Origin of the sequence: Sphingobium sp. B2D3C (assembly GCF_025961835.1) — a bacterium.
GTDB lineage: Bacteria > Pseudomonadota > Alphaproteobacteria > Sphingomonadales > Sphingomonadaceae > Sphingobium.
This window is the reverse complement of record NZ_JAOQOK010000001.1, coordinates 2859552-2881195: the sequence shown is the minus strand read 5'-3', so window position 1 is coordinate 2881195 and position 21644 is coordinate 2859552. Positions and strand designations below refer to the sequence as shown.

27 protein-coding genes are annotated in these 21644 nt (G+C 66.8%); 22 read left to right on the top strand and 5 right to left on the bottom strand.

Annotated features, from left to right (window positions below):
• Nucleotides 1–12 precede the first annotated feature (12 nt).
• The 12 genes from fliL (at nt 13) to M2339_RS13215 (ending at nt 8060) form a co-directional block, all read left to right on the top strand.
• Nucleotides 13–633, top strand: coding sequence for a flagellar basal body-associated protein FliL (gene fliL, locus M2339_RS13270; RefSeq protein ID WP_264588266.1), 621 nt, complete (start codon nt 13–15; stop codon nt 631–633).
• Between the two features lie 38 nt (nt 634–671).
• On the top strand, nt 672–1541 hold the full coding sequence (locus M2339_RS13265; protein ID WP_181560895.1) for a flagellar motor switch protein FliM: 870 nt from the start codon (nt 672–674) through the stop codon (nt 1539–1541).
• A gap of 11 nt (nt 1542–1552) precedes the next feature.
• Entirely contained in the window at nt 1553–1882 is a 330-nt protein-coding gene (gene fliN / locus M2339_RS13260) for a flagellar motor switch protein FliN (RefSeq protein WP_181560894.1), read from the top strand.
• Nucleotides 1879–2151 (top strand): flagellar biosynthetic protein FliO, encoded by a 273-nt coding sequence (locus tag M2339_RS13255; protein WP_181560893.1) that lies wholly within the window; start codon nt 1879–1881, stop codon nt 2149–2151. Before fliN ends, M2339_RS13255 begins: the two co-directional genes overlap by 4 nt.
• Nucleotides 2152–2173: 22 nt before the next feature.
• A complete protein-coding gene (gene fliP / locus M2339_RS13250; RefSeq protein WP_413714912.1) occupies nt 2174–3103 on the top strand; it encodes a flagellar type III secretion system pore protein FliP in 930 nt (309 codons plus the stop codon).
• A 26-nt stretch (nt 3104–3129) separates the two neighbouring features.
• Nucleotides 3130–3402, top strand: a complete 273-nt coding sequence (gene fliQ, locus M2339_RS13245; protein ID WP_181560891.1) for a flagellar biosynthesis protein FliQ — start codon at nt 3130–3132, stop codon at nt 3400–3402.
• Nucleotides 3399–4175: a flagellar biosynthetic protein FliR gene (gene fliR, locus M2339_RS13240; protein WP_181560890.1), complete on the top strand. Its 777-nt coding sequence runs from the start codon at nt 3399–3401 to the stop codon at nt 4173–4175. The genes fliQ and fliR overlap by 4 nt, the downstream gene beginning before the upstream one ends.
• Before the next feature lie 3 nt (nt 4176–4178).
• Nucleotides 4179–5324 (top strand): flagellar biosynthesis protein FlhB, encoded by a 1146-nt coding sequence (locus M2339_RS13235; protein ID WP_264574129.1) that lies wholly within the window; start codon nt 4179–4181, stop codon nt 5322–5324.
• Between the two features lie 58 nt (nt 5325–5382).
• Nucleotides 5383–5826: a hypothetical protein gene (locus tag M2339_RS13230; RefSeq protein WP_181560888.1), complete on the top strand. Its 444-nt coding sequence runs from the start codon at nt 5383–5385 to the stop codon at nt 5824–5826.
• Nucleotides 5827–5946: 120 nt separating this feature from the next.
• Nucleotides 5947–7329 (top strand): flagellar filament capping protein FliD, encoded by a 1383-nt coding sequence (fliD, locus tag M2339_RS13225; protein WP_264571513.1) that lies wholly within the window; start codon nt 5947–5949, stop codon nt 7327–7329.
• Between the two features lie 76 nt (nt 7330–7405).
• A complete protein-coding gene (gene fliS, locus M2339_RS13220) occupies nt 7406–7774 on the top strand; it encodes a flagellar export chaperone FliS (protein WP_264576883.1) in 369 nt (122 codons plus the stop codon).
• A gap of 133 nt (nt 7775–7907) precedes the next feature.
• Nucleotides 7908–8060 carry a hypothetical protein gene (locus M2339_RS13215; protein WP_264571511.1) on the top strand — a complete coding sequence of 51 codons (153 nt, stop codon included), beginning with the start codon at nt 7908–7910 and terminating at the stop codon, nt 8058–8060.
• Nucleotides 8061–8119: 59 nt separating this feature from the next.
• Here the strand turns inward: M2339_RS13215 and gdhA are convergent, their stop codons facing one another.
• Nucleotides 8120–9469, bottom strand: a complete 1350-nt coding sequence (gene gdhA / locus M2339_RS13210; protein WP_264576881.1) for an NADP-specific glutamate dehydrogenase — start codon at nt 9467–9469, stop codon at nt 8120–8122.
• Nucleotides 9470–9942: 473 nt separating this feature from the next.
• Between gdhA and ung the strand changes: the two genes are divergently transcribed.
• Nucleotides 9943–10683 carry a uracil-DNA glycosylase gene (gene ung, locus M2339_RS13205; protein ID WP_264588267.1) on the top strand — a complete coding sequence of 247 codons (741 nt, stop codon included), beginning with the start codon at nt 9943–9945 and terminating at the stop codon, nt 10681–10683.
• Between the two features lie 74 nt (nt 10684–10757).
• The gene (locus M2339_RS13200; RefSeq protein WP_264588268.1) at nt 10758–11687 is read left to right on the top strand and encodes a DUF808 domain-containing protein; all 930 of its coding nucleotides are present in this window, start codon (nt 10758–10760) and stop codon (nt 11685–11687) included.
• A gap of 58 nt (nt 11688–11745) precedes the next feature.
• On the opposite strand, the gene M2339_RS13195 is transcribed toward M2339_RS13200, so the two are convergent.
• The gene (locus M2339_RS13195) at nt 11746–12117 is read right to left on the bottom strand and encodes a hypothetical protein (RefSeq protein ID WP_264606388.1); all 372 of its coding nucleotides are present in this window, start codon (nt 12115–12117) and stop codon (nt 11746–11748) included.
• Between the two features lie 26 nt (nt 12118–12143).
• On the opposite strand from M2339_RS13195, the gene M2339_RS13190 reads away from it, so the two are divergent.
• Nucleotides 12144–13256: a serine hydrolase domain-containing protein gene (locus M2339_RS13190; protein WP_264588270.1), complete on the top strand. Its 1113-nt coding sequence runs from the start codon at nt 12144–12146 to the stop codon at nt 13254–13256.
• 12 nt (nt 13257–13268) lie between these two features.
• Here M2339_RS13190 and M2339_RS13185 read toward each other — a convergent pair whose 3' ends face one another.
• From M2339_RS13185 to pdxH, 3 genes are read right to left on the bottom strand one after another with little or no spacing between them, the layout of a single operon-like run.
• Nucleotides 13269–14087, bottom strand: a complete 819-nt coding sequence (locus M2339_RS13185) for a PhzF family phenazine biosynthesis protein (protein ID WP_264588271.1) — start codon at nt 14085–14087, stop codon at nt 13269–13271.
• Complete coding sequence (locus M2339_RS13180) at nt 14084–15088, bottom strand: cation diffusion facilitator family transporter (protein WP_264576875.1); 1005 nt, start codon at nt 15086–15088, stop codon at nt 14084–14086. Before M2339_RS13180 ends, M2339_RS13185 begins: the two co-directional genes overlap by 4 nt.
• Nucleotides 15089–15098: 10 nt before the next feature.
• Nucleotides 15099–15716 carry a pyridoxamine 5'-phosphate oxidase gene (gene pdxH / locus M2339_RS13175; RefSeq protein WP_264588424.1) on the bottom strand — a complete coding sequence of 206 codons (618 nt, stop codon included), beginning with the start codon at nt 15714–15716 and terminating at the stop codon, nt 15099–15101.
• Between the two features lie 176 nt (nt 15717–15892).
• Between pdxH and M2339_RS13170 the strand changes: the two genes are divergently transcribed.
• From M2339_RS13170 to M2339_RS13140, 7 genes are all read left to right on the top strand, one after another.
• Nucleotides 15893–16588, top strand: coding sequence for a DUF4136 domain-containing protein (locus M2339_RS13170; protein WP_264588272.1), 696 nt, complete (start codon nt 15893–15895; stop codon nt 16586–16588).
• A 93-nt stretch (nt 16589–16681) separates the two neighbouring features.
• Nucleotides 16682–17608: a DnaJ C-terminal domain-containing protein gene (locus tag M2339_RS13165; protein ID WP_264588273.1), complete on the top strand. Its 927-nt coding sequence runs from the start codon at nt 16682–16684 to the stop codon at nt 17606–17608.
• 94 nt (nt 17609–17702) lie between these two features.
• Nucleotides 17703–18659 carry a YihY/virulence factor BrkB family protein gene (locus M2339_RS13160; protein WP_264572320.1) on the top strand — a complete coding sequence of 319 codons (957 nt, stop codon included), beginning with the start codon at nt 17703–17705 and terminating at the stop codon, nt 18657–18659.
• Nucleotides 18656–19465 (top strand): enoyl-ACP reductase FabI, encoded by an 810-nt coding sequence (gene fabI, locus M2339_RS13155; protein WP_264588274.1) that lies wholly within the window; start codon nt 18656–18658, stop codon nt 19463–19465. The genes M2339_RS13160 and fabI overlap by 4 nt, the downstream gene beginning before the upstream one ends.
• Nucleotides 19466–19517: 52 nt before the next feature.
• Nucleotides 19518–20588, top strand: a complete 1071-nt coding sequence (gene aroC, locus M2339_RS13150) for a chorismate synthase (RefSeq protein WP_264588275.1) — start codon at nt 19518–19520, stop codon at nt 20586–20588.
• Nucleotides 20585–21172, top strand: coding sequence for a hypothetical protein (locus M2339_RS13145; protein ID WP_264588276.1), 588 nt, complete (start codon nt 20585–20587; stop codon nt 21170–21172). Before aroC ends, M2339_RS13145 begins: the two co-directional genes overlap by 4 nt.
• Nucleotides 21173–21199: 27 nt before the next feature.
• Complete coding sequence (locus M2339_RS13140; protein WP_264588425.1) at nt 21200–21616, top strand: secondary thiamine-phosphate synthase enzyme YjbQ; 417 nt, start codon at nt 21200–21202, stop codon at nt 21614–21616.
• The last annotated feature ends 28 nt before the right edge of the window (nt 21617–21644 follow it).

Here is a 21644-nt window from a genome sequence, read left to right as displayed (position 1 = left end):
GGGGATCGATTGATGAGTGATGCACCGGACGCCGGCGCCGCCAAGAAGAAGGGCGGCGGCAAGAAGAAGCTGATCATCATCCTTGGCGCCGTGGCGCTGCTGGGTGGCGGTGGCGCGGCCGCGGGGTTCTTCGCCGCTGGCTCCATGCACAAGGAAAGCGGGCCGGCGGAAGACGCCTTTCGCCCGCAGCTGGTGCTGACCGGCGAGAAGCCCGAGGAGGTCGCCAAGACCTGGGCTGCCAAGGCCGCCGAGCAGCACGCGCCGGAGCGCGAGGGCAAGGGCGTGGATCTGCCCCGCCCGGCCAATGCCTCGGCCTATCAGGCGACCTATTTCCAGATCCCGGCGCCGTTCACCTCCAACCTCGCGGACAGTGACTCCTTCGCGCAGGTCTCGATCGCCGTGTCGACCTATTACGACCAGCGCGTGATCGAGGCGGTGCAGGCGCATGAGCTGCCGATCCGCTCGGCCATCCTGATGATGATGGCGCAGGAGGAGGAGCTCGACCTCTCGACCCCGCAGGGCAAGGAGAAGCTCCAGGCGAAACTTCTGACCGTTATTAACGATGTTTTGAAGGAAAAGACGGGCTACGGCGGCATTGATAACGTTTATTTTACCAATTTCGTTATTCAGTAGCGCCGTGTCCGACGGGGGTCGGACGGGGACAATGAACGATGAATGACGTGCAGCCTTTCGCGCTCGGGCGACAGACCAGCGAGCCGGTCGCCGCGATCAGCGGACTGGAAAAACTCGGCGAGCGGGTGAGCCGCCGGTTGCGCGCGATCATCGAGCCCTATGGGGGCGCGCGTCCGCTGGTCACCGCGCTGCCGCTCGAAGAAACCATGTTCATGATGTGGGATGCGAGCGCGCCGGAGTTCGCCAGCCTCTCGCTCTATCGCCTGCACCCAATCAAGGGGCCGGTGGTGCTGCGCATCGACGCGCCGCTGGTCTCGCTGCTGGTCGACCGCTTCTATGGCGGCAAGGGCGACCGCGCGAGCAGCGACAAGCGCGAGTTCACGCCCACGGAAACGCGGCTCGGCGCCCGGCTTGCCGATGGCATCATCGCGGCGCTGGTCGAATGCTGGGCCGAGATCGCGCCGCTGGAGCCGGTGCTCATCAACCGCGAGACCAATCCGGCCCATGCCCAGCTGATGCCCGGCGAGACGGCCATCGTGGTGCAGGGGTTCGAGGTCGACATGGGCGATCATCGCCCGCGCATCATCGAGTTCATTTATCCCAAGGCCGGCTTTGGCGGGCTGGAGATCGTCGGATCGCCCAAGGCGGGGGACGAGGCGCGGCCGGCCGATCCGGTCTGGCGGACCCGTCTCGCCACCCGGCTGGACGATGTGCGCTTCCCCGTCCGCACGGTGCTGGCGCGGCCCAATCTCAAAATGGCGGAGCTGATGTCGCTGAAGCCCGGCGACGTCATTCCCATTCACATCGCGCGGCAATTGCCGCTGCTCGTCGGTGACCGCGTGTTCGCGCAGGGCACCGTGGGCGAACAGGACGGCAGTGCCGCCTTCATGATCGAAAAACTGGCCTGAGGACCAACATAATGAGCGAGATGAGCGAAACACTCCGGGCTGAGGCCGCCGCACCGGTGGACATGGGTCTGGGCCGCAACATGGCCCTGCTGGCCGATATCCCCGTCCGCATGTCCGTCGAGGTCGGCGCCACCCAGTTGCGTCTGGCCGAGATCATGAATCTGGGCGAGGGCAGCGTCGTGCAGCTCGATCGTCAGGCCGACGATCTGCTGGACATCATGGTCAACGGCACGCTGGTCGCCCGGGGCGAGGTGGTAACGGTGAACGGCCGCTATGGCGTGCGCATTGTCGAGATCGCCTCCACCGAGGCGCGCCTCGCCGGGCTCGAGCGCCGCGCATGAGCGCGCTTGCCTGGTATTTCCTCAAGCTGCTCATCATGCTGCCGCTGGTCGGCGGCATGGCCTATGGCGCGCTGTGGCTGTGGCGCAAATATCAGCCCGGCATGCTGGGCGCCGGCCAGCGCGACCGGATGGTCAAGCTGGTCGATGTGCTGCCCATGGGCACGCTCGGCAAGCTCGCGGTCGTGGAATTCGAGGGCAAGCGCCTGCTGCTCTCGGTCTCGCGCGGCAAGGTCGAGAAGATCGCGGAGAGCGAAACCCGTCATGGTTGACCCTATTCTGGCGACAACCCAAATGCTCCTGCGCAGGCAGGAGCCCAGGGCGCAGTCGCCGTTCCTAGCTGCCCTGGGCTCCTGCTTCCGCAGGAGCACGGGTTTGCTGATCGGCGCTGTGCTGTTCTGCGCGCTGCTTGTGGCGACGCTGAGCCTCACGCAGCCCGCCTTCGCCCAAGCTGCACCCGCCGCGCCGGCTGCACCCGCCGCAGCGTCCGCGCCGCAAGCACAGGCACCGGCGACCGGTGCGCTGCCGCAAGGTGCCGCCGCTGCCTCGGGCGGGCTGACCCGCGCGCTCGACGATGTTTCGGGCGATGGGCGCCCGCTGTCCATCTCGCTGCAGATCCTTGTCCTGATGAGCCTGCTGACGGTGCTGCCGTCGCTGGTGCTGATGATGACCAGCTTCACGCGCATCATCATCGTGCTGTCGCTGCTCCGTCAGGCGCTCGGCCTCGCGCAGACGCCTCCGAACCAGGTGCTTGTCGGCCTCGCGCTGTTCCTCTCGCTGTTCGTGATGCGCCCGGCGATCGACCAGATCACCGCCAGTGCCTACACGCCTTATGGCGAGGGCCAGATCAGCATCGAGGAAGCGGTGAGCCGCTCGGGCAAGGTGCTCCATGGCTTCATGGCCAAGCAGACGCGCCAGAACGACCTCGCTTTATTCCAGAACCTCGCCAACGTGCCGGCCTTCCGCTCGCCCGAGGAAATTCCTTTCTCGATCATGCTGCCGGCCTTCATCACCAGCGAACTGAAGACCGCCTTCCAGATCGGCTTCATGATCTTCCTGCCCTTCCTCATCATCGATCTCGTTGTCGCCTCCACGCTGATGGCGCTCGGTATGATGATGCTCTCGCCGACCATCATCTCGATGCCGTTCAAGCTGCTGCTGTTCGTGCTGGTGGATGGCTGGGCGCTGACGATGGGCTCCCTCGCCGGCTCGTTCGCGACCTGAGCGGGCAGAAAAGGGGAGCACATCGCATGGAAAATGGCGATTTCTTCGTCGGCCTCGCCCAGCAGGCGCTGTGGGTTGCCGCGCTCGCGACCGGGCCGATCCTGATCCCGGCCCTGCTGGCGGGCGTCATCATCGGCATGATCCAGGCCGCGACCTCGATCAACGAGGCGACGCTCTCCTTCGTGCCCAAGCTCATCATCGTCGCGGTCACGCTGGCGCTGTTCGGCGGAGCGATCCTGATGCTCATCGCCGATTTCACGCGCGAGATCTTCGAGCGGATTCCGGACCTGCTCAGATGATCGCACCGGCATTTGCGGGCCTCGAGGCGCAGCTGTGGCTCTGGATGCTGGCGATGATCCGGCCCGGCGCCGCATTGCTCGCCGCGCCGATCTTCGGCGCCGCCGCTGTGCCGGTGCAGTTGCGCATCATCCTCAGCCTCGCGATCGGCATTGCTGCGCTCAACAGCGCCCCCTTTGCGCTGCCCGAGCAAGGGCTGGCCAGCATCGCCGGCATCGCCCTCGTCGCGGCGGAAGTGATCGCCGGCCTCAGCCTCGGCTTCGCCTTGCAGATCGGCTATTCGGCGGCGTTCATCGCCGGCGAGACGATCGCCAACGCCATGGGCCTCGGCTTTGCCTCCATGGTCGATCCGCTCTCGGGCCAGCCGACGCCGGTCGTCGGCCGCTTTCTCTCGATCATTGCTACCTTCCTGCTGCTCGCCATGGATGGGCATCTGCTGCTCATCCAATACGTCGTGATGAGCTACAAGGCGCTGCCCCCGGGCAATCTCATGCCGGCGAGCGCGTTCGAGAGCATCGCGCAGTTCGGCGGCACCATGTTTGCCTCGGGCGTCATCATCGCCCTGCCGGTCACCTTCACGCTCATTCTCGTCCAGCTTGTCATGGGGATGCTCGCGCGCACCGCGCCGTCGCTTAATCTCTTCGCGGTCGGCCTGCCGGCGACGCTGCTCGCCGGCCTCGTGCTGCTCGCCATCGCCGCGCCGGTCATGGGCGAGGCGATCAGCGACGCCTTGCGCCAAGGACTCGACATGAGCCGCTTGCTGGCGGGCGGCTGAACCATGGCGCAGGAAGCCTCCGGCGGCGGCGAAAAGACCGAGAAGCCAACAGCCAAGCGTCTGACGGACGCGGCCAGCAAGGGCGACATTCTCCAGTCCCGCGAACTCTCCACCGCCATGGTGGTGATGGCCGGCGTCGGCTGGCTTGCGATTGCCGGGCCGGCACTGATCGACGCGATCCGCCTGATGCTCGCCGAAGCCCTGCGGTTCGATCAGGGCGATATTGCGGGCTTCGCGCCGGAGCAGCGCGCTTATCATCTGCTCGCCATCATCGCGCTGCCGCTCGCGGGCGTGCTGCTGGCGACGGTCGTCGCGGCGATTGCCGCCCCTGCCGTGCTGGGCTCGCTCGGCTTCCGCACCGGCGCGCTCGTGCCCAAGCCGGAGCGGATGAACCCGATCAACGGGCTCAAGCGCATCTTCGGCATGCAGGGCATTATCGAGCTGGTCAAATCGCTCGCCAAGGTGGTGCTGCTCGGCAGCATCGGCGGCGTGCTGCTGTGGCGGCAGTTCGATGCGATCCACGGCATGGCCAAGACCGGGGTAATGCCGGCGATGAGCGAAATGGGCCACATCTTCGTGGTCGTCACGCTCGCGCTCGCGGCCGCCCTGTTCCTCATCGCGGGCATCGACGTGCCGGCGCAGATCTTCCAGCGCATGAAGCGGCTCAACATGAGCAAGCAGGAAGTGAAGCAGGAGCACAAGGAGACGGAAGGCTCTCCCGAACTCAAGGGCGCGATCCGCCGGCGGCAATATGAGACGCTCAACGGCTCGGTGCGCAAGGCGGTGGAAGAGGCCACGGTGGTGCTCACCAACCCGACGCACTTCGCCGTCGCGCTGCGCTATCATCCGGGGCGAGATGCCGCGCCTGTCGTGGTGGCGCGCGGTTCCGATGAAATCGCCGCGGCGATCCGCACGCTCGCGGCCGATCAGGGCCGGCCGGTGCTGCAATATCCCGAGCTCACCCGCGCCATCTACTTCACCTCGCGCGCTGGGCAGGAAGTGGACGAGCGGCTGTTCATGGCCGTCGCCGCGATCCTCGCCTTCGTCTACCGGATCGAGCACGCCATGGCGACCGAGATGGACCGTCCGCACATCGATCTGCCCGACGCGATGCGATTCGATGCGGATGGGCGCAATATCGTGAATTAAAGCTTAGCCGAACTCGTCCGTCTTTTGTTGATGGGGACACATTAGAAGGCAATGTGTCATGAACGAGTTCTTGCCCCGCGCCGGGGCTGTCACCCCGGTGACCAGCGCAACGGAGCGCAGCCCCTTGGCCGTGCCTGCCGTTTCCCAATCCCGTGCCATGCATGGCGGGGCGGAGGGCGAGACCTCCCGCGCCGCCTTGCTGCGGGATCGCGAACGCTCCGCCGCCGCTGCCGATTATGCCCGCATCCATGCTGAGATCGCGGATGTGCTGGCGCATATCCAGCCTTCCGCGCGCAATGCTGAATCCAGCGTCGAACTGGCCGACCGGGCCATCGTCGCATTGATGCCGAGCCCCGTCGTCATGCTCCCCATGCCGCCCACCGACGAGCAGATGGTCACCTTCGTCGCCAATGTGGCGCAGGCGGTGGCGCGGCAGGCCGGGCTGGCCCAGGCGGCGCAGGCATCGGTCACCTCGCTCATGGTGGAAGCCGCCTCGCACTGAGGGTTCCGGCGTCAAGCGCGCCGCTGTTCGACGACTGAATGCGCCCGCCCTGATTCTTTGCCCATGGCACTAAAGCCGGGCTCGCCGCTGCCGTTCTGAAGCCTTGAAAGGACGACGGATATGGCGACGGATATTGCGAGCGCACTGGGCATCGGCTCCGGGATCAACATCACCCAGATGGTGTCCGATCTCACCAATGCCTCGTTCCAGCCGCGCCAGAGTGCCGTCCAGTCCCGGCTGGATACCGCCAGTGCCCGCGTGTCGGCGCTGGCCTCCGCCAAAAGCTCGCTCGAGACCTTCTCCAAGGCCCTGACCGACCTGCTGCAGGGCACCGGCTATCGTGGCAATCCGGTCTCCAATGATCCGACCATCGCGGCGGTCTCGCTCATTCCGGGCGGCGTGCCCAAGGGCCTGCCGGCGCAGCTTGAGGTGCGCCAGCTTGCCGCCGGGCAGGTACTCCAGTCCGCCGCGCTGGCCGACAGCGCCGCCGTCGCTGGCACCGGCACGCTCAAGCTCACCGTGGGCAGCACCGAGACGATGATCACCGTCGGCGGCACCGGCACGCTGGCTGACCTTGCCTCGGCCATCAATGCCGCGAATGCCGGCGTGACGGCTTCGATCGTCACCGATCAATCCGGCGCGCGCCTCGTGCTCAAGGGCGAGACCGGCACCGCCAAGGCCTTCACGCTCACGGCCGAGGCCGATGCGGATGCCAATCTCCAGCGCTTCGTCTGGGATGGCGCCGCCGGGACGCTGACGCAGAGCCAGGTCGCCGCGAATGCGCTGATCCGCATCGACAATGTCGATATGGAATTCGGCTCGAACAAGATCACCACCGCCATCCCCAACATCCAGATCGACCTCAACAAGGCGGAGCCGGGCAAGACGATCACCCTCGCCACGGACCAGCCGACCAGCACCATGAGCGATCTCGTTCGCGAGTTCGTCACCGCCTATAATCAGCTCAAGGGCGCCCTCAACGATGCGACGGTCGCGCAGGGCGATACGGCCGGCCTGCTCTCGGGCGACTTTGGCGTGCGGGATCTGTCGCGTCGTCTCGCCGGCCTGGTCTCCCAACCGCTGACCGACAGCGGCACCTATCGCACGCTGAGCGATCTGGGCGTGCGCACCGAACGCAACGGCACGCTCACGCTGGATACCAAGCGGCTCGAAGCGGCGCTGGCGGCTGACCCCGAAGGCGTCACCCAGATGCTCAATCCTGCCGTGCCCAGCGCGACGCAGCCGGGCATTGCCGGCGCGCTCAAGGACATCACCGATTATGTGAACGGCAGCGAAGGGCCGCTCGCCAGTTCCGCAGCCATTTACGGGAAGCAGAAGGCCGCGCTGGAGAAGGAGCTGGAGAAGCTGGGCGATCAGCGCAGCACCTACAGCACCCAGCTCACCGCGACCTACGCGAAGATGCAAACGCGCCTGCTGCAGTTCCAGGCGACGCAATCCTATCTTGAGCAGCAGGTCAAGATCTGGAGCCAGAACAACGACTAACAGTCCGGGCGCAGACGCTGGACGCACCAAATAAGGGATACGCTGTATGTACATGGGTTCGCATCCGATGAGGCCGATGGCCGCGCTCCGCCATTATGCGGCGGTGGATAGCGGCAGCCGCGTCGAGGGCGCCACGCCGCACCAGCTCGTGCGCATCCTGTTCGACGAGCTGCTGCTCGCGCTGGATACCGCCGCACTGGCGCTCAAGGCCGGTGACCGCCACAAATGCCTGGACCGGCAGACGCGCGCGCTCGCCATTCTCCACGCGCTGGAGACGAGCCTTGATTTCGATCAGGGCGGCGAGATCGCCATCAGCCTTGCGACCATCTACCGCGAGACGCGCCGCCGGACGCTGGAGGCGACCGTCGCCAATGATCCCAGCCTGATGGAGAGCGCTCACGGCTTCATCGCGGAAATCGCGTCGGCCTGGAAGCAGATCGGCTGACGGCCTACCCGGCCCGTCCGACGCTCCTTTCAACTCGTCCGCTTTTCCGGCATTCGTCGCAAAGCCGGGCACCGGCCGCTCTTCCATCCGTTTCTCTCCCATGCCCATCAAGGGCGACAAGAGAGGATGGACCATGGCAAACCAGAACCAGCAGAATGATCAACAGCGCCAGCCCGGCCAGGGCGGCCAGCAGGACCAGTCCAACACGGACAAGTCCGGTCGCCAGCAGGGCGGACAGGACGATCAGAACCAGCAGGGCGGCGGTCAACGCCAGAACCAGCGCTGATCGGATCAGACATGCGAAGGCCGCCGGTGTTCCGGCGGCCTTTGTGTGTCCACCGCGCGTCAGATCACCCCAAGCGCGTCCATCGCCTCGGCCACGCGGACGAAGCCGGCGATGTTGGCGCCCAGCACATAGTCAGCGGGGGCGCCATATTCCTCGGCGGTTTCCGCGCAGCGGTCGTGGATGTCGTGCATGATGGAGGCGAGGCGGCTTTCCGTCTTCTCGAAGGACCAGCTGTCGCGCGAGGCGTTTTGCTGCATCTCCAGCGCGGAGGTGGCGACGCCGCCGGCATTGGCCGCCTTGCCGGGTGCAAAGAGGATGCCGGCTTCCTGGAACAGCCGCACCGCATCCGGGGTGGAGGGCATGTTGGCGCCTTCGCCCACCGCGATGACGCCATTTTTGAGCAGCGTCTTGGCGTCATTGCCGGTCAGCTCGTTCTGGGTGGCGGACGGCATGGCGATGTCGCAGGGCACGTCCCAGACCGAGCCGCCCTCGACATAGTGGCTCTTGCCGCCCTTGAGGCGCACATAGTCGCTGATCCGGTCGCGGCGGACGAGCTTCACTTCCTTGACCAGTTCGAGGTCGATGCCGTCCTCGTCCATCACATAGCCGTTCGAGTCCGAGCAGGCCGCGATGATGCCGCCGAACTCGATGACCTTCTCCATGGTGTAGATGGCGACATTGCCCGAGCCGGAGACGGTCACGCGCTTGCCATCGAAGCTCTGCTTGCGGGTCGCCAGCATCCGCTGGACGAAATAGGTCGCGCCATAGCCGGTGGCCTCCGTGCGGGCGCGCGAGCCGCCATGGAACAGCGCCTTGCCGGTCAGCACGCCGGCCTCATAGCGGTTGGTGAGGCGCTTATACTGGCCGAACATATAGCCGACCTCGCGCCCGCCCACGCCGATATCGCCGGCCGGCACGTCGGTATATTCGCCCAGATGCCGGAACAGCTCGGTCATGAACGACTGGCAGAAGCGCATGATCTCGCCCTGCGAGCGCCCGCGGGGGTTGAAGTCCGATCCGCCCTTGCCGCCGCCGATCGGCATGCCGGTGAGGGCATTTTTGAAGGTCTGCTCGAAGCCGAGAAACTTGATGATGCCGACATTGACCGAGGGGTGGAAGCGGATGCCGCCCTTATATGGCCCGAGCGCCGAGTTGAACTGGACGCGGAAGCCGCGGTTGATCTGCACCTGGCCATTATCGTCCACCCACGGCACGCGGAAGATGATCTGCCGCTCGGGCTCGCACAGCCGCTCGATCAGGGCATTGTCCAGATAATGGGGCCGCTTGGCGACGACGCGGCCGAGGCTTTCCAGCACCTCGGTCACTGCCTGATGAAATTCCGGCTCGCCGCCATTGCGGCGGATGACGTCATGCAGGACCGGGCGAAGCTTATCGTCAATTCTCAGCAATGTTTGGTCTCTCTTCTCTGGACGTAAATTGGATGGCTGGGGCGGGACGGTGCCGAGAGGGCGCGCGTGGGGCAGGAAGCGGCGAAGCGACCGAACATTGCCGGGCCGAGCAGGACTCGGCGCGCGGCGAAGGCCGGCGGTCGTGCTCTGGTCAGGCCCCGGAAGGGTGGCGGAATGTGATGGAGTGGCGTGGCATCATGCGGACTTTCGGGCGTGGGGCGTGCGCGTCTGGAACGTCGCACGGCGGTTCGGCGAAAGGACCCCGAGCCCGGCGCGCACGGCACCGGGTCCCGGGGCTAGATGCCCGCGAGAAGCTGCCCCGCATGATGGCGGATGGAAAAATGCCTGATGCATATCCGCATGAAAAACCCCATGCGTTTCATCGCCTTGCGTGTCAACCGGCAGGGACGGTCTGCGGTTCGCGCCCTTGCGGCGCGATTTGCCCGGCGCCGCAAATGCTCTAAGCCGGGCAAATGACTGCCGATGCCGAAACCGCCATAACCCCGCCCTCCATCCCTGCCTCGCTCGATGAAAGCTGGCGGGTGGCACTGGCCGATGCGTTCGCCGCGCCCTCCATGGCGCAGCTCAAGGCCTTTCTTCAGGCCCGCAAGGCGGCCGGCGCGCAAATCTTCCCGCGCGGCAGCGACTGGTTCAACGCGCTCGCCCTCACGCCCCTGCCGGATGTCCGGGTGGTGATCCTCGGGCAGGATCCCTATCATGGGCCGGGGCAGGCGCATGGCCTGTGCTTCTCGGTGAAGCCGGGCGTGCGGCCGCCGCCGAGCCTCGTCAACATCTTCAAGGAACTGCGGACCGATGTGGACTTTACCCCGCCCGGCCATGGTCACCTCGTCCATTGGGCGGAGCAGGGCGTGCTGCTACTCAACAGCGTGCTCACCGTCGAGAACGGGAAGGCCGGCGCCCATGCCAATCAGGGTTGGGAGCGGTTCACGGACGCGGTGATCGCGGCCGTCGCCGCGCAGGACAAGCCGGTCGCCTTCCTGCTCTGGGGGGCCTACGCTCAGAAGAAAGCGGCGTTCGTGCAGGATGTGAGCGCGGGGGGGCGACATCTGGTGCTGAAGGCGCCGCATCCCTCGCCGCTCTCGGCCCATAACGGATTTTTCGGCTGCCGGCACTTCTCGCGGGCCAATGCGTTTCTCACCGCGCAGGGGCGGGGGGCGATCGACTGGTCGTTGCCGCCCGAGCCTGCTGCCTGACCTGTTGCCCGATCTTTCCGCCCGCCGGGAAATCAGGCAGGGTGGCTGCACTATCCTGACGAGGAGCATTCCTTATGGCCTCCGGCCTCGCCGCCCTGCTTGACGACGTCGCCGCCATCGCCCGCCTTGCTGCGGCATCCGTCGACGATGTGACGGCCGCTGCCGGCCGGGCCAGCGTGAAGACGGCCGGCGTGGTGGTGGACGATGCCGCCGTGACGCCGACCTACGTCACCGGCTTTTCGCCGCAACGCGAGCTGCCGATGATCTGGCGCATCGCGCTCGGGTCCATTCGCAACAAGCTCCTCATCCTTTTGCCGCTCGCGCTTCTGCTCAGTGCATTTCTGCCGCAAGCGATCACGCCACTGCTGATGGTCGGCGGCACCTTCCTCGCTTTCGAGGGGGCCGAGAAGATCATCGAGATGCTGCGGGGCGGCCATGCGCAGGAGGAGGACATGCTCCCCGCCGATGGCGACGCCGTGGCGCTGGAAAAGGCGAAAGTTTCTGGCGCGATCCGCACCGACCTCATTCTCTCGGCCGAGATCATGGCGATTGCCCTGGCGGACGTGGCAAGTCGCCCGCTGCTCACGCAGGCGCTGGTCCTCGCCGTCGTCGGCCTGCTGGTCACCGTCGCGGTCTATGGTGTGGTCGGGTTGATCGTGAAGCTCGACGATATCGGTCTGCATCTGGCCAAGACCGGTGGTCCTTTGGTCCAGCGGGTCGGTCGCGGGCTGGTGCGGATGATGCCGGGGGTGCTGAGCCTGCTCGAATCGATCGGCATGGTGGCGATGCTGTGGGTCGGCGGCGGGATCATTCTGCACGGGCTGGAAGGCACGCCGCTGGCTGTGCTGCCCCATGGCCAACACGCCATTGCCGAAGCGGTGAGCCACGCGCCGGTGATTGTCTGGACGATCAGCGCGATGCTGGCGGCGCTGTTCGGCTTCCTCGTCGGCTTGGTGGTGGCGGCGGTGGTGCACCTCATCCAGCGGCTGCGCGGCAGGCACTGATCTATCTTAGTCCCTCCTCTGAAGAGGAGGGGAGATATGACGGGCCACCCTACGCCCCTCAGCGCTCGGGCATGCAGCCGAAGCCGGGCTTGAGCCGCGCGGATCGCGTGGCCAGCATGGGTATCTTGGCGGTCAGGCGCCGGGCCTCGGGTGCATCCTCATAGCGCACCAGCGCCATCCACGGCACGCCGGCGAGATCGCTCTGGCAGCTTTCGAGCGGGCGATTCTCGACATAGCGGCACGAGCAGCCCAGGCGCGCGGCGAGGCCGGCGGCCTGGTCGGCCTCCCGCTGCCAGCCGGGCCAGCTCACCGCGACCCAGAAGGCGACCAGAACCACCGGCAGCAGGGCGAACCAGCCGCTCGCGCGCTTCATCATGGCCTTGGGCTTGAGACGATCGCGCTGCCCCCACATCTGATTATCCCCTTTCATCGCGCTGCGTGATAAGGCCGCGCGCCATGAAGATCAAAAGCCTTTCCCGCTGGCTGTGCGTCACCGCCGCCAGCCTGATGCTCGCCGGGGCGGGTGCGTCGCAGGACGTGCCGGCCAGCCGCTATGCCGTGCTGAAGGACAGCCCCGGCCTCTCCGCCATGGCGCTGCGCGAGGCGGTGGACCCGCTGTTCGATCCCGGCGATGGCGCAGACGTGGGCGAAACACGCGCGCTCATCGTGATGCGCGGGGGCGAGATTGTCGCCGAGCGCTATGCCGATGGGTTCACGCCGCAGAGCCGCTTTTTCAGCTGGTCGATTGCCCGCACCGTTACTGGCCTCATCGCCGGCATGATGGTCTCGGACGGGCTGCTGGCGCTCGACGATCCGGCCCCCGTGGCCGCTTGGCGACAGACCGGCGATCCGCGCGCCGCGATCAGCTTGCGGCACCTGCTGCAGATGAGCAGTGGCCTGCAATATCGCGAGGATTGGCAACCGGGCGAGCCGAGCGACACGCTGGCGATGCTCGCGGGGGAGGGCAGCGTGGATCAGGCGGCGTTCGCGGCCGCCAAGCCGCTGGTGCAGGCGCCGGGCGCGACCTTCGCGCCGAGCGCGGGCAGCACCATGATCCTCACCGGCATCATGACCGACAGGCTGACCGCGAGCCATGATCCGCTCGCCCGGCGCGCCGCCATGGCGCGGTTTCTCGATGCCCGCTTCGCGAAACCGCTCGGGCTCAAGGATTTCGTGCCGGAATTTGATGCGCGCGGGACGCTCGAGGGCGCGCTGATGATGCATATGACGGCGCGCGACTATGCGACGATCGGCGAACTCATCCGCCAGCGCGGCCATGTCGCGGGGCGCCAGCTCATTGCCGACCCCTGGTTCGATTTCATGACGGCGCCATCGCCGGCGCATGCCGCATTTGGTGGGCATCTCTGGCTCAACCGGGGTGGCGACCCCTCACCGCTCTTTCCGGGCCAGGCCGGTGCCGGCGTGATGGCGGCGGTGGGCGAGCGCGGCCAGTTCGTGCTGGTTTCGCCCGAGCAGCGACTGGTCATCGTCCGCCTCGGCATCACCCGCGAGGAAGACATGGACGCCCTGCGCGAAGCCATGGCGCGGCTGGTTCGGCGCTTCTCCTGACGCGGGTTGCACTCAGAGCAAAAACTGCCCCTCGATCACGGTGCGGCATCGACCGGTGAGAATGACGCGGTCGCCGGTGCGTTCGCAGTCGACATAGCCGCCGCGCGCGCTGGCCTGATAGGCGGTGAAGCGGTCGCGGCCGAGCCGGTCGCTCCAATAGGGCGTGAGCAGGCAATGGGCCGAGCCGGTCACCGGGTCTTCGTCGATCCCTGCGCCCGGCACGAAGGCGCGGCTGACGATATCGGTCTCGGCGCCCGGCGCGGTGGCGATGATGAGCAAATTGCCGAGCTTGCCGAGCGCCGCGAAATCGGGGCGCAGCGCGCGCACTTGCGCGTCGTCCGCATAGACGAGCAGGCGATAGCCGCCGTCGCGGGCGTGCGTCTCCTGCGGCGCGGGGCTACCGAGCAGGGCAGCGATTTCTGAAAGGTCCGCCGGCGTCATGGCCATGCCCGGCAGATCGAGCCGGTAGGTATCGCCTTCACCGCCCGCCACGCGTTCGACCACCAGATCCCCGGCCTGCTGTGTGCGGAAGCGCAGGCTCTGTCGCGCGGCGCCCATCAGGGCATGACCGCTCGCCAGCGTGGCGTGGCCGCACAGCGCGACTTCCACGGTCGGCGTGAACCAGCGCAAGTCATAGTCCGCCCCGGCGCCGGGCGGGAGCGGCACGGCGAAGGCAGTCTCCGCGAGGTTATTCTCCTGCGCGATCGCCTGCAGCACATCGTCCGCCAGCCAGTGATCCAGCGGCATGACAGCGGCGGGGTTGCCGGTGAACGGCGCATGCGCAAAGGCATCGACCTGGACGAAAGGGAGGATCATCGGCGCTGCCGTCATGGGGCGGGCGTCTCCGGCCCGGGCGTCTTGTCGCTCGCGGCGGCTTCGTTGACGAGCACCGTGCGGGCATCCTGCTGGGTGAGCAGGTCGCTTTCCGGCTGGTCGGCGGGGTCGGGGTGGATGATCAGCTCCAGGCCGGGGAAGTCGGCGGTCAGGTCGCGGGTGATGTCCTCCATCACGTCATGCGCCTGTTTTAGCGACATGTGCGGGTCGAGCCAGATGTGGAACTGGGCGATGTCATGCGATCCGCTGCTGCGGGTCCGCAGATCGTGGATGCCGTGCAGGGCGGGGTGCCGCTCGGCAATGTCGAGGAAGCGCTGGCGCTTTTCCAGCGGCCATTCCTTGTCCATCAGCTCGCCAATGGCGTGCATCGCCGTCCGGCCCGCATTGAGCGCCAGCCACAGGCCGATGCCGAGGCCGAAGAGCGCGTCCGCGCCGCGCAGGTGCAGCGCCGTTTCCAGAACCAGCGCGAGGATGACCGAGCCATTGAGCAGCAGGTCGCTGCGATAATGCAGGCTGTCCGCGCTGATCGCGACCGATCCCGTCGCCCGGATCGCGCGTGCCTGATAGCTGACGAGCAGGATGGTCAGCACGATGGCGAGGATGGAGACGCCGATGCCATATTCGATCGCCGTGGGTGTGCCGGCGCTGCCGAACCGCTCGACCGAGCGCAGGATGATGAGCACGGCGGCAACGCTGATCAGCGAGACCTGAAACAATGCGGCCAGAGCCTCCGCCTTCCCGTGGCCGAACCGGTGGTCGTAATCCGCCGGGCGCGCGGCGAGGCGGACGGCGAAGAGCGTGACGAGGCTGGCAACCAGATCCAGCCCGGTGTCCGCCAATGAGCCAAGCATGGCGATGGACTCGGTGCGCAGCACGGCCCAGCTCTTGGCCGCCGCGAGAATGAGCGCCACGGCGACGCTGGCGAGCGCGGCCTTGCGATTGATCGCGCCGGTCGTGGCGAGATGATCCTCGCGCGCCGGAGGCGTCGCCGCACTCACCGGCCATGCCTCATGGATAGAGCATCTGCGCGGCCCAGCGACCCACGTTGTCGGCCTCATAGCGGCGACGCTCGTGGAGGCGGAAGGCCCGGTCCAGCCAGAACTCGATTGCGCGCGGGGCAAGGCGGAAGCCCGACCAGTGCGGCGGGCGGGGCACGTCGACGCCGGCGAAGCGCGCCTCGATCTCCCTGATGCGATCCTCGAAGGTCTCGCGCGCATCCAGCGGCCGGGATTGATCGGATGCCCAGGCGCCGATTTGCGACACGCGCGGGCGCGAGGCGAAATAGGCGTCCGCCGTTGCGGCATCCACCGGACCAACCGGTCCCTCGATACGGATCTGGCGCCGCAGCGACTTCCAGTGGAACAGCAGGGCCGCCTCGGGATGGGCGAGCAGTTCCCCGGCCTTACGGCTCTCGAAATTGGTGTAGAAGGTGAAGCCTTCCGGTCCATAGCCCTTGAGCAAGACCATGCGGGTGGAGGGTCGGCCCTGCGCATCGACGGTCGAGAGCGCCATGGCCTCGGGATCATTGGGCTCACTGGCGCGGGCGTCGGCCATCCATTGGGCGAAGAGGGCGAAGGGATCGTCCGTCAGCGTGGTCGGCTCGGATGAGGTCGCGGTCTGTGTCATCATGCGCTTCACCTAGCCTGTGCGGCCGCGCGTGGAAACTCTCCTGTCGCTTCGTGCCCCGGAGGCGCGATGCCCATTCATATGGGGGCAAGGCGCGGGTCGATAGACTATGCGGGCCGATGCTGGACCAGTTGGGTGGGCTGGCGCGGAAACAAGCTCTGCGCAAGAGGACCACCATGAACGCCTCCGTCCCTGTCCGCTTCATCGCTGCCCTCTCCCTCCTCGCGATGGCCGCGCCGGGCGTCGCCCAATGGGGTCGCGGTCCGGATCGCTGGGGCGGCTCTCGCATCGATTCGCCGCGTGCACCTTTGGTGAGCAGTGGCCGTGACTCGCGCGAAGGGCAGGTCGATGCCGCACAGTTCACCGCCGAGGGCGGGGCCGCGCGGCTCGGCAGCGGGCCAGTCCAGGTTTCGACGCTGACCGGCGCGGTCGATGACGTCGCGGGCACCGCGCCGTTTGAAGCGGCGGTGATCGATCAGTTGGTGAAGGCTGGCTATGATACGCTGGCGCACAGCGAAGGCGAGAGCGGGCAGGTGACCGAACTGCGCATCCGCCGCGAGGTGCTGGTGCCCGAGGAGACCAAGCGCAAGCCGGTGAGCGGCGAAATGATGGTCGGAACCGGTACCTATGGATCGACAATGGGCATGGCGCTCGCTGTCGATCTCTCCAAACCGCGCAAGGCGCTGGTGTCGACCCGCATGGAAGCGCGCATCCTCGACAAGGCTACCGGCGCGCCCCTGTGGGAAGGCCGGGCCGAGATCGCGACGCGCGAGGGCGATTCGCGCTGGAGCGACCAGGCGATCGCCACGCGCCTCGCCGAGGCGATGTTCGAGCGCTTTCCGAACGGGCCGGCACGCGTCGCCGCGCGCTAGCCGCACGCGCATCCCCACTTGCGGCGCCGCGCCGCAATCGCCAGATGAATGCCATGAGGCATGATATCTTCGTGAACGGGTGGGTAGAACGACATGGCTGATCCCTATTCGCTGCTGGGCGTCCCCCGCAGTGCGGACGAGGCGGCGATCAAGTCCGCCTATCGCAAGCTCGCCAAGGAGCTGCATCCGGACCGGAACAAGGACAATCCCAAGGCCGCGGAGAAATTCTCCGAGGTGACGCGCGCCTATGATCTGCTGTCCGACAAGGACAAGCGTGCCCGGTTCGACCGGGGCGAGATCGATGCCGACGGCAACCCCACGCATCCCTTCGGCTTTGGCGGACAGGGCGGGGGTCGGTCGCAAGGCGGCGGGCCGGAAGGCTTCGAGTTCGGGGCCGGCGGCGCGGACTTCTCGGATATTTTTGAGGGGCTGTTCAGCGGTGGACGCGGGCGACCGGGCGGCGGCTTCGGCTTTGGCGGGCGCGGTGCGCCACCGCCGCAGCGGGGCGCCAACATGGCCTATCGCCTGTCCGTTCCGTTCACCGATGCCGCGACGCTGGCGCCGCAGCGCATCACGCTGGCGGACGGCAAGACCATCGATCTCAAGCTCCCTGCCGGTGTCGAGAACGGCACCCAGATGAAGCTGAGCGGCAAGGGCCAGCCGGGACCGGCGGGCGCGGGCGATGCCATCGTCACCATCGAGATCGGCGATCACGCTTTCTACAAGCGCGATGGCGACAATGTGCGGCTGGACCTGCCGATCAGCCTCAACGAGGCCGTGGCCGGCGCGCGCGTCAAGGTACCCACGGTCGATGGGCCGGTGATGCTCGCCGTTCCGGCGGGCGCCCATTCAGGGCAGACGCTGCGGCTGAAGGGCAAGGGTTTCCATCGCAAAAGCGGTGGTCGCGGTGACCAGCTCGTCACGCTGATGATCGACGTGCCGGGCCATGATGCCGCGCTCAAGGCTTTCGTGGAGAGCTGGAGCGACACGCGGCCGTTGCGGACGCATCTGGGCGTGTGATCCCGGCGCGGGCAAGCCCTGCGCTATGGCCGGCGACGAGGGGCGCATGTGCGCGATTCCCTCGCCTGCCGCTTTGTTCTAGAGATCGGGCGTGCTGACCAATCCCTCTCCGCAATCGCCTGAAGCGCGCCGTCGCCGGTTGCGTGATCGGGGCGAGCGCCTGCGCGCGGAAATCGAGCGGAGCCGCTGGGCGAGCCGCGCTTTGGCCGTGGTCAAGCGCGTCGCGGTCGGTGTTTATAATGACGGCTTCATTCATGCCGGCAATCTCGCTTATCTCACGCTGGTCGCGGTTTTTCCCTTCTTCATCCTTGCTGCGGCAATCGCGCAGATCCTCGGGCGCACCCGCGCCGGCCTCGAAACGGTGAACGGCTTTCTGCTGACGGTGCCGCCGAGTGTCGCGCAGGTGCTGCGGCCGGCGATCGTGGATGTGCTGGAGGCGCGCACCGGGCCCTTGCTCTGGCTTGGCGCGATCATCGGCCTGTGGACCGTCGGCAGCCTGATCGAGACGATCCGCGACATTCTCCGCCGGGCCTATGGCACGCGCTCGACATCGCCCTTCTGGCACTACCGGCTGCGGGCGATGGGGATTATCGTACTCAGCGTCTTCGGCGCGCTGCTGGCGCTTTCCCTGCAGGTTCTGCTGGTGGCGGCGGAGACGATCGTCGAGCAATTGCTGCCCGGCAGCGACCAGGCTTTCGCCATTCTCACCGCCACCCGCTTCGTGCCGGCGATCATCCTTTATCTCGCCCTTTACTTCATCTTCGCGGCGCTGACCCCGAGCCGTTATCGCGCCAAGCGCTTCCCGAAATGGCCCGGTGCGGCGTTTACGGCAGGCTGGTGGTATGTCACCTCGTTGCTGCTGCCGCTCTTCTTCTCGAACATCACCAGCTACAGCCTGACCTATGGCGGTCTGGCGGGCGCGATGATCACGCTCATTTTTTTCTTCATCATTGGGCTTGGCGTGGTAATTGGCGCCGAACTCAACGCCGCGCTGGCTGATTTCCCGGACGGGGAAGAACCGGCGGAAGAGACGGAGGATCCAACATCATGACAGGCCTTATGGCCGGCAAACGCGGCCTCATCATGGGGTTGGCCAACGACAAGTCGCTGGCCTGGGGTATTGCCAAGGCACTTCACGCGCAGGGCGCACACATGGCCTTCTCCTATCTGGGCGAGGCGCTGGAAAAGCGCGTGCGCCCGCTGGCGGCGGAAGTCGGCTCCGATTTTCTGTTGCCCTGCGACGTGTCGGACATGGCGTCTGTCGATGCCTGCTTCGAGGGACTGGCCGCGCGCTGGCCGACCATCGACTTCGTGGTCCACGCCATCGGCTTCTCGGACAAGAACGAACTGCGCGGCGGTTATGTCGACACCAGTCTCGAAAACTTCCTGCTGACCATGAACGTCTCGGCCTACAGCCTCGTCGCCGTGACGAAGCGCGCGGTGCCGATGATGAGCGAAGGCGGGTCGATCGTCACGCTGACCTATTACGGCGCCGAGAAGGTGATCCCCCACTATAATGTGATGGGCGTCGCCAAGGCCGCGCTGGAGACCAGCGTCAAATATCTCGCCATGGACCTGGGGCCGCAGAACATCCGCGTGAACGCGATTTCGGCCGGGCCGATCAAGACGCTCGCGGCATCGGGCATCGGCGACTTCCGCTACATCCTCAAGTGGAACGAGCTGAACTCGCCGCTGCGCCGCAACGTCACCATCGAGGATGTCGGCGGGGCCGGGCTGTATCTGCTGTCTGATCTTGCCTCCGGCGTGACCGGCGAGATCCATCATGTCGATGCAGGCTATAACGTGATCGGCATGAAGGCCGAGGACGCGCCGGATATCGCGCTCGACAAGGGATGAGCGGCAGCGCAGCCGTCTGCGCTGCCCTGGCGGCTGAGCTGGAAAGAATGGCATGAGCTTCAATAGTTTCGGGCGGGTCTTCCGCTTCACCACCTGGGGCGAGAGCCATGGTCCGGCCATTGGCGCCGTGGTGGATGGCTGCCCGCCGGGACTGGCGCTGAGCGAGGCGGACGTGCAGCCCTGGCTGGACAAGCGCCGCCCGGGCACGTCGCGCTTCACCACCCAGCGGCAGGAGCCGGATCAGGTGCGCATCCTCTCCGGCGTGTTCGAGGGGAAGACGACCGGAACGCCGATCAGCCTGATGATCGAGAATGTCGACCAGCGCTCGAAGGACTATTCCGAGGTTGCGCAGGCCTATCGGCCTGGCCATGCCGATTATGCCTATGATGCCAAATATGGCCTGCGCGATTATCGCGGCGGCGGGCGCTCATCCGCGCGCGAAACGGCGAGCCGGGTTGCGGCGGGTGCCGTGGCGCGGCTGGTTGTGCCGCAGGTCCAGATCCTCGGCTATGTCAGCGAGATCGGCGGGGACGCCATCGATCCTGCGGCATTCGATGCCAGTGAGATCGGCAATAATCCCTTCTTCTGCCCCGATCCGGCTGCGGCGGCGCGCTGGGAAGCGCTTGTCGATGCGGCCCGCAAGGATGGCTCCTCGCTCGGCGCCGTGGTCGAATGCGTCGCCATGGGCGTGCCTGCCGGCTGGGGCGCACCGCTCTATGCCAAACTGGACAGCGAACTGGCGGCGGCGATGATGAGCATCAACGCGGTGAAGGGCGTGGAGATTGGCGACGGCTTTGCCGCTGCCCGCCTGCGCGGCGAAGAGAATGCCGACCCGATGCGGCCGGGCAATGACGGTCGCCCCGTCTTCCTTGCCAATCATGCCGGTGGCATCGCCGGTGGGATCGCTACCGGTCAGCCGATCCGGGTGCGCGTGGCGTTCAAGCCGACCAGCTCGATCCTCATTCCGCAGGAAACGGTGACGCGCGAGGGGACGGCAGCGGACATCCGCACCAAGGGTCGCCATGATCCCTGCGTCGGCATTCGCGGGGTGCCGGTGGTCGAGGCGATGATGGCGCTGGTGCTGGCCGATCAGGCGCTGCTCCACCGGGCGCAGTGCGGATGAGGACGGCCCTCGCCATCCTCGCTCTGGCAAGCCTTGCCGCCTGCCAATCCCAGCCTGAAGATCCGGACAATGGCGCGCAGGCGGGTCGCAACGTGGCTGTGCCGGCCAATGACAGCGCCGACGCGGCGAATGCGGCTGCAGAGCCGGCGCAGGCAGAGACGCTCAACCAGGTCGGGCCGATCCGCATCGGCGCGACCCTCGCCGAGCTGGCCGCTGAAGGGCTCGCGGTCGCCGGGCGGGATGATCCCATGCCGGGCTCGACCTGCACCTATGCGCATTTCAAGGGCTGGCCGGAGGCGGCGGTGATGCTGGATGGCGACCATGTCGTGCGGGTCGATGTCTCCGATGCGCAGCATGAGGGACCATTTGGCCTGCGCGTGGGCCAGAGCGAAGCCGAGGCGATCAAGCGGCTCGGTTCAGCCGAGGTGCAGCCGCATCCCTATACCGGGCCGACCGGCCATTATCTGGTGTTCCATCGGGACAATGCGCCGACGGGGCTGATCGCGGAGACGGACGGCAAGACCGTGCAGAGCTGGCGCATCGGCCAGTGGGAGCAGGTCCAGTGGGTCGAAGGCTGCTCGTGATCTTAGCGCCCGCCGGTCATGGCTGATCTGCGGCAGGCCAGCACGGTCCTGCGCATTGCGACGCCCGGGCAGGCCATGGTGGAGATCAGCCGCGAGGTTTCGCGCTGGGCTTTGGCGCAGGGCATGGACGAAGGCCTGCTGACCGTTTTCTGCCGCCACACCTCCGCCTCGCTCACCATTCAGGAAAATGCCGCGCCCGCGGTGCAGAAGGATCTGCTCGCCTGGCTGGCGCGGATGGCGCCCGAGGACCAGCGTTACCTGCATGACGATGAAGGGCCGGACGATATGCCGGCGCATCTCAAGGCCGTACTGACCGGCGTTTCGCTCAGCGTGCCGCTGATCGGCGGGCGGCTGGCGCTCGGCACCTGGCAGGGCATATATCTGGTCGAGCATCGCCGTGCCCCGCATCAGCGCGAGGTGGCGTTGCATCTTCTGGGATGCTGAGTGGCTTTTTGCGTATTTGCGATGCGCT